The sequence below is a fragment of the Mesorhizobium sp. M7A.F.Ca.CA.002.15.2.1 genome (assembly GCF_003998715.1).
Taxonomy (GTDB): domain Bacteria; phylum Pseudomonadota; class Alphaproteobacteria; order Rhizobiales; family Rhizobiaceae; genus Mesorhizobium; species Mesorhizobium ciceri.
The window spans coordinates 1-5,938 of sequence record NZ_RZPI01000328.1; the positions used below are offsets into that span (position 1 = coordinate 1).

At 62.8% G+C, this 5,938-nt stretch carries 6 protein-coding genes and 1 pseudogene; 1 reads left to right on the top strand and 6 read right to left on the bottom strand.

Annotated elements, in window-relative coordinates; translation table 11 throughout:
* Positions 1–250, top strand: a pseudogene (locus ENZ74_RS18620) (GTPase HflX); the annotation flags it as partial.
* A gap of 62 nt (positions 251–312) precedes the next feature.
* On the opposite strand, the gene mazG reads toward ENZ74_RS18620, so the two are convergent.
* The 6 genes from mazG to ENZ74_RS18650 all read right to left on the bottom strand — a co-directional run.
* Positions 313–1,137: a nucleoside triphosphate pyrophosphohydrolase gene (mazG, locus tag ENZ74_RS18625; RefSeq protein ID WP_127312911.1), complete on the bottom strand. Its 825-nt coding sequence runs from the start codon at positions 1,135–1,137 to the stop codon at positions 313–315.
* 80 nt (positions 1,138–1,217) lie between these two features.
* Positions 1,218–2,402, bottom strand: coding sequence for an amino acid aminotransferase (locus ENZ74_RS18630; RefSeq protein ID WP_063168042.1), 1,185 nt, complete (start codon positions 2,400–2,402; stop codon positions 1,218–1,220).
* 252 nt (positions 2,403–2,654) lie between these two features.
* The gene (locus ENZ74_RS18635) at positions 2,655–3,362 is read right to left on the bottom strand and encodes an SURF1 family protein (RefSeq protein WP_063168041.1); all 708 of its coding nucleotides are present in this window, start codon (positions 3,360–3,362) and stop codon (positions 2,655–2,657) included.
* A gap of 96 nt (positions 3,363–3,458) precedes the next feature.
* Entirely contained in the window at positions 3,459–3,839 is a 381-nt protein-coding gene (gene cyoD, locus ENZ74_RS18640) for a cytochrome o ubiquinol oxidase subunit IV (RefSeq protein ID WP_013531503.1), read from the bottom strand.
* Positions 3,836–4,462 carry a cytochrome o ubiquinol oxidase subunit III gene (gene cyoC / locus ENZ74_RS18645; protein ID WP_013531504.1) on the bottom strand — a complete coding sequence of 209 codons (627 nt, stop codon included), beginning with the start codon at positions 4,460–4,462 and terminating at the stop codon, positions 3,836–3,838. Before cyoC ends, cyoD begins: the two co-directional genes overlap by 4 nt.
* A 5-nt stretch (positions 4,463–4,467) precedes the next feature.
* Positions 4,468–5,938, bottom strand: a 1,471-nt coding sequence (locus ENZ74_RS18650) for a cbb3-type cytochrome c oxidase subunit I (protein ID WP_127312912.1), incomplete at its 5' end; no start/stop codon positions are given.

The window sequence follows — 5,938 nt, forward strand, 5'->3', positions numbered from 1 at the left end:
GTCGGCGGTGACCGGCGAGGGCATCGATGCGCTGAAGGCGATCATCGAAACGCGGATGGCGGGCGAACTCGAAGACCTCACCGTGACGATCGAGCCGGCACAGTTCGGCCTTGTCGACTGGCTTTACCGCAATGGCGATGTGGTTTCGCGAAGCGACAATGACGACGGCAGCGCCACCATCTCGCTGAAGGCCACGCAAAGCGCGCGCGAAGAGATCGAAAACAGATTGCGTCGCAAAAACAACGGATAATCCGGAGCAGTTCCAGGAAAAGTGTATAGCGGTTTCCGTCGGGAGTTGCCCGAAAAGAGAGACTACTTCGCGGTCTTTGCTTCCTGCCAGAGCGCTTCCATCTCGGCCAGATCAGCCTTGTCCAGCGTGTTGCCGGCTTTCTCCAAAGCCTGCTCGACATAATGGAAACGTGAGCGGAATTTCTCGTTGGTGCCGCTCAGCGCTGCTTCCGAATCGAGCTTGAGGTGGCGACCGAGATTGACGACGGCAAACAGCATGTCGCAGAACTCGTCCTTGATCGAGGCGGTGTCGCCCTTGGCCAGCGCCTCGCGCAATTCGCCGATCTCTTCCTCGATCTTGTCGAGGATGGGTGCTGCCTCGCTCCAGTCGAAGCCGACGCGGGCGGCCTTCTCCTGAAGTTTCAGCGCCCGGGTCAGCGCGGGCAGGGCGACCGGCACGCTATCCAGAAACCCCTTGCCATTGTCTTCGGGATCGAGACCGCGCGCGAGGCGGGCGCTTCGTTTCTCTGCCTTCTCTTCTGCCTTGATCTTTTCCCGCATGCCCTTGGCCATGCCGGCGCTGCGGGCCTTTTCGTCGCCGAAGACATGCGGATGGCGTCGGATCATTTTCGTCGTGATGGCTTGCACCACATCGGGGAAGGCAAACTCGCCGGCCTCCTCGGCCATTTGCGCGTGGTAGACGACCTGCAGCAGCAGATCGCCGAGTTCGTCGCGCAGATCGTCGAGGTCGCCGCGCGCGATGGCATCCGCGACCTCATAGGCCTCTTCGATCGTGTAGGGCGCGATGGTCGAGAAATCCTGTTCGATATCCCAGGGACAGCCGGTCTTCGGCGCCCGCAGCGCCGCCATGATCTCGATCAGGCGCGAAATGTCTTTCGATGGCGTCATAGGGCTGATGCTATCGCGCGGCCGGCCGCGCGGCCAACGCTGTCAGCCGGCGAGAGTGCCTTGTCCACAGGCGAGCCACGTCAGTCGAGCACCGAGACGATCGCTTTGGCGAGGTCGTCCATGCCGTCCTCGGGCAGGCCGGCGACATTGATGCGGCTGTCGCCGACCATGTAGACGCCGTGCTCGGCGCGCAGCCGTTCGACTTGCGCTTCGGTGAGGCCAAGGCGGGAGAACATGCCGCGATGGCTGGCGACGAAATCGAAGCGGTCGGAATTGGATTGCCGGCGCAGGGCTTCGGAGAACTGGACACGGAGTCTCAGCATGCGCAGCCGCATCTCTTCAAGTTCGGCTTCCCAGTCTGCACGCAAGGCGGCGTCCTCCAGCACGATGCGTACGGCTGCTGCCCCGTGGTCCGGCGGCATCGAATACATGGCGCGCGCCGCCGACAGCATCTGGCTCATCGCCACATCTGCCTGTGCGCCGTCCTTGGCCAGGATCATTGCTGCGCCGACGCGGTCGCGGTAGACGGCGAAATTCTTCGAGCAGCTCGACGCGACGACCATTTCCGGAACTTTCGCCGCCAGCAGGCGCAAGCCGAGGGCGTCGGCCTCAAGGCCATCGCCAAAGCCCTGATAAGCGATGTCGACGAACGGCAGCAGCGCGCGCTCGACGACCAGATCGGTAACGGCTGCCCACTGTGCCGCATCCAGATTGGCGCCGGTTGGGTTGTGGCAGCAGCCATGCAGCAGCACGACGTCGCCGCTCTTTGCGGTCCGCAGGGCCGCCAGCATGTCGTCGAAGCGAACAGCACCCGACGCGGCGTCGAAATACGGGTATTCACGGATCTGCAGGCCGGCGGCGCGCATCACCGGCATGTGGTTCGGCCAGGTCGGGTCCGACAGCCAGATGGTTGCGTCCGAACGCGTCCGCTTCAGCAATTCCGCCACCAGCCGCAGCGCGCCGGAGCCGCCGGGCGCCTGTGCGGCGCGGATGCGCGTCATGTCAGCGCCCGGACCGAAGGCGAGCTTGGCCATCACCGTGTTGAAGCCGGTATCGCCGGCAAGGCCGAGATAGGTCTTGGTGTCCTGGGCCTGCAGCAGGCGCTTTTCCGCCTCGCGCACGGCGCGCATAACCGGCGTCTTGCCGTCGCGATCCTTGTAGACGCCGACGCCGAGATCGACTTTGTCGGGGCGCGGATCGGCGCGATAAAGGCCGATCAGGGCCAGGATCTTGTCGGCGGGGGCGGGCTGCAGGGTCTCAAACATCGATAGGGCTCCAATGGCGGCGGAGTGATACGCAAATCGGTCGCGTTTCGCCAGCGGTTTTAGCTAGGTGCTCCAGCCCGAGACGGCTGGGAAGCCTGCCCTGCGCGCTCATGGATGAGGGTTTGAAGGGAAACCTATTGATGCGCGTCGGAAATGACCAGCCGGCACGAGCAGAGCGATCACGCCATCCTCTGCGCCGGCATGAGCGCTTCCGTGCGTAATTTCGGCTTTGCCTCGGCCAGCGGTCAGCGGTCAGCCCCCGCCGGGCCTGTCTTTCACAGCCTGCCGCAACAGCCAGGCGACCGCGCCCAGCACCATCAAGGCCAGCCCGAACCATGTCAGGGCATAGACCAGATGGTTGTTGTGGAACGAAACGACCGTCAGGCCGCCGACCGGCCACCCTCCCGGATTGGGCGTGGCATCGGCATCGATGAAATAAGGAGCGACCTGCCCGATGCCTTGCTTGGCGGCGATCGCCTGTACATCGCGCGAATACCAGCGGTTGGCAGCCGGATCGTTGGTGCGCAGGAAGCCGCCTTTCGGTTCGCTGATGCGCAACAGGCCATGAATTCCGGTGTGATCGCCCGAGGGCTTGCCTGCGAAGCGGGTTGCCGGATCGCGCTTGTCCGTCGGCACGAAGCCCCTGTTCACCAGAATCGTGAAGCCATCATCCGCTCGGAACGGCGCCATTACCCAGAAGCCACCGCCGAGATCGGTGACCGCCTGGACCAGGGTCTCGCGATCACCGAGAAACCGGCCCGTGACGACGAGGCGGCGATACTCGTCATCCCTGGCGTTGATCGCTGGCCAGGCCGAAGGCGCCGGGGCGGCCACGGGTACTGCCTTGAGACGCTGGTCGACACGCTCGATCAGGTCGAGCTTCCAGACGCGGCGCTCCAGCTGCCAGATACCGAGCGCCGAGAACCCTGCGATGCCGATGGCTCCGCAAAGGCAAAGCATCAATAGCGTCCATCTCGAACGCGTAACCCTTTGGCCGTCGCCTGTATTCGGATGCGGTGTCGTCCGCGCCTGTTCGTCCAAAGCCAGGTCCCTCTCTCAGGGTATCTGACTCATGTCATGGCCGGGCATCATGTTGACGTTCAGATGGTACATGACCCAGAGCGAGCCCGTCAGCGCGATCATCACCAGGATGAGGGTGAAGATCAGCGCCATCATGGTCCAGCCGCTCTCCGACCTGGTGTTCATATGCAGGAAGAACACCATGTGGACGATGATTTGCACGACGGCGAAGGCCATGATGGCAATCGCCGACGCCATCTGATTGCCGAGCGCGTTGGTCATGACCAGCCAGAAGGGAACGGCGGTCAGCACGACGGACAGGCCGAAGCCTGTCAGATAGCCGGCCAGCGAGCCGTGATTGACGCCGTGATGCGCGTGGCTGTGGTTGCTGGTGTCTGTTTGGTGCCCGGCGCTCATCGCAACATTCCCATCAGATAAACGAAGGTGAAGACGCCGATCCAGATGACGTCGAGGAAGTGCCAGAACATGCTCAGGCACATCAGGCGCCGCTGGTTCGCGGCGATCAGCCCATGCCTGGAGACCTGCACCATCAGCACCACCAGCCAGACCAGGCCGAAGGTGACGTGCAGGCCATGCGTTCCGACCAGCGTGAAGAACGACGAAAGAAAGCCGCTGCGCTGCGGCGTCGCCCCCTCGTGGATGAAATGGGCGAATTCGTAGAGTTCGATGCCGAGAAAGGCGAGGCCGAACAGGCCGGTGATCACCAGCCACACCTGCATCGGCCTCACTCGCCCTTTCGCCATCTCCAGCATCGCGAAGCCGTAGGTGATGGAGGACAGGAGCAGCATGGTGGTGTTGAGCGCGACCAGCGGAAGATCGAACAGGTCCTTCGGCGCGGGCCCGGCGGCGTAGTTGCCACCGAGCACGCCGTAGACTGCAAACAGCATCGCAAAGATGAGGCAGTCGCTCATCAGGTAGATCCAGAAGCCGAGCATGGTGCTGCTGCCGCTCTCGGCATGGCCGTGGTCGTCTTCCAGGTGGAAGATCGTGTCGTCGATCACCGTGTCGGCGTGTGCCATGGTGCTCATCCCGCCTGGCTGGTGGCTGCGAGCAGGCGTGTCCGCTCGTCCTCGACGCGGGTGACGTCGCTGGACGGAATGTGGAAGTCCCGGTCGTAATTGAAGGTATGCGCGATGGCGTAGCCGATCAGAGCAACGAAGCTCACGATCGCCAGCCACCAGATGTACCAGATGAGCGCCACGGCAAGCACCACGCTCAACCCAGCCAGAATGACGCCGGCTCCGGTGTTGCGCGGCATGTGGATGTCGTGGAAGCCCGTCAACGGACGCTGGTAACCGCGATTCTTCATGTCCGCCCAGGTGTCGAGATCGTGGACGACCGGCGTAAAGGCGAAATTGTAGGCCGGGGGCGGCGACGAGGTTGCCCATTCGAGTGTACGCCCGTCCCACGGATCACCGGTGTCGTCGCGAAGCTGCTCGCGCCGGCGCACGCTGACGAAGATCTGGATGAGGAAGGACAGGATACCAAGGAGGATCAGGAAGGCGCCAAAAGCGGCGATGATGAACCAGATCTGCAGCGAGGGATCCTCGAAGGTGCGTAGCCGGCGCGTTACGCCCATCAGGCCGAGGATGTACAGCGGCATGAAGGCGAACCAGAAGCCGACCACCCAGAACCAGAAGGACATCTTTCCCCAGAACGGATCGAGCCGGAAGCCGAATGCCTTGGGGAACCAGTAGCTGATACCGGCAAACAGGCCGAACAGCACGCCGCCGATGATGACGTTGTGGAAATGCGCGACCAGGAACAGGCTGTTGTGGAGCACGAAGTCGGCCGGCGGAACGGCGAGCAGCACGCCGGTCATGCCGCCGACGGTGAAGGTCAGCATGAAGGCGACTGTCCACATCATCGGCAGTTCGAAGCGGATGCGGCCGCGGTACATGGTGAACAGCCAGTTGAATATCTTGGCGCCTGTCGGGATCGAAATGATCATCGTGGTGATGCCGAAGAACGAGTTGACGCTCGCTCCCGACCCCATGGTGAAAAAGTGATGCAGCCAGACGAGATAGGACAGGATGGTGATGACGATGGTTGCGTAGACCATCGAGGTGTAGCCAAAGAGCCGCTTGCCGCAGAAGGCCGAGGTCACTTCGGAAAATATGCCGAAGGCCGGCAGGATCAGGATGTAGACCTCGGGGTGGCCCCAGATCCAGATCAGGTTCACGTACATCATCGGATTGCCGCCGAAGTCGTTCGTGAAGAAGTTGGTGCCGACATAGCGGTCGAGAGCCAGCAGGGCCAGCACCGCCGTCAGCACCGGGAAGGCGGCGACGATGAGCACATTTGTGCAGAGCGCGGTCCAGGTGAAGATCGGCATTCTCATCATGGTCATGCCAGGCGCGCGCATCTTGACGATGGTGCAGACCAGGTTCACGCCCGACAGCAGCGTGCCGACGCCCGCCACTTGCAGCGCCCAGATATAATAATCGACACCGACATCGGGACTGTAGCCGATACCCGACAGCGGCGGGTAGGCG